At 67.1% G+C, this 1,356-nt stretch carries 1 protein-coding gene; it reads left to right on the top strand.

Going from position 1 to position 1,356, the window contains the following annotated elements:
- Nucleotides 1-121 precede the first annotated feature (121 nt).
- Nucleotides 122-1,356 (top strand): ISL3 family transposase (locus DCC24_RS11880; RefSeq protein ID WP_110100106.1); only part of this gene is annotated, 1,235 nt, incomplete at its 3' end.

Genomic DNA, 1,356 nt, shown 5'->3' with positions numbered 1-1,356 from the left:
GGCTCTTCACAATCGAGGGTGTAGACGGGGGTCTCGGGGAAGTGGCGCGTCGATAGCTGGATAGAGGTCGAGGCCTTCCGATGATGGAAGTTCCTACACAAGCCATCTGAAAGACCTCGACGTGCCTAACGCTACCTTCGACGACTGTGACCTGACCAAGTTTTGCCGGCTGGACGAGCTCGGCCTTCAAGCTACCGGGCAACGGGTGGAGCCCGGGCGGGCGGTACTGGCCTGTCGGGTGGTGGAGCCAGATGAGTGGTGTCACCGCTGTGGTTCTCAGGGCACCGCGCGGGGCACGGTGATCCGCCGGCTGGCGCACGAGCCGCTGGGCTGGAGGCCCACGACTCTGCACGTCACGGTTCGGCGCTACCGGTGCGCCGACTGCGCCCACGTCTGGCGCCAGGACACCACCGCCGCGGCAGAGCCGAAGGCCAAGCTCTCCCGCCGTGCCCTGCGCTGGGCCCTGGAAGCTCTGGTCGTGCAGCACCTGACCATCGCCCGGGTCGCCGAGGCGTTGGGGGTGCGGTGGAACACCGCCAACGACGCCGTGCTGGCCGAGGGCAAGCGTCTGCTCATCGACGACCCGGCCCGGTTTGACGGGGTCACCGCGATCGGCGTGGATGAACACGTCTGGCGCCATACCCGGCGTGGCGACAAGTACGTCACCGTGATCATCGACCTCACACCACTGCGCGTCGGCACCGGTCCGGCGAGGTTGCTGGACATGGTCGAGGGCCGCTCCAAACAGGCCTTCAAGACCTGGCTGGCCGAGCGTCCGGCTTCCTGGCGGGATGGCGTGGAGGTGGTGGCGATGGACGGGTTCACCGGCTTCAAGACCGCAGCCACTGAGGAGATCCCCGAAGCCACCACGGTCATGGACCCCTTCCATGTGGTCCGCCTGGCCGGAGACGCGCTCGAGCGATGCCGCCGGCGAGTCCAGCAACAGGTGAACGGCCACCGGGGCCGCAAACAGGATCCGCTCTACAAGGCCCGCCGGACCCTGCTGACCGGGGCCGACCTGCTCACCGAGAAGCAGTATTCCAGGATCCAGGACCTCTTCGAGGCTGACGAGCATGTGGAGGTCGAGGCCACGTGGGCGTTCTACCAGCACATGGTCGCCGCCTACCGCCAGACAGACAGGGCCGAGGGCAGGGCGATGATGGAGCAGCTGATCGCCAAGCTGGGCCGGGCAGTGCCGACCAAGCTCATCGAGCTGGCCGGTCTGGGTAGGACGCTGAAGAAAAGGGCGGCAGACATCCTGGCCTACTTCGACCGCCCCGGAACCTCCAACGGACCCACCGAGGCCATCAACGGACGACTCGAACACCTGCGCGGATCCGCCCTGGGCTTCCGGAA

It is taken from the genome of Auritidibacter sp. NML100628 (assembly GCF_003185985.1).
GTDB lineage: Bacteria > Actinomycetota > Actinomycetes > Actinomycetales > Micrococcaceae > Auritidibacter > Auritidibacter ignavus.
This window is presented reverse-complemented; position numbering and strand designations above follow the sequence as displayed.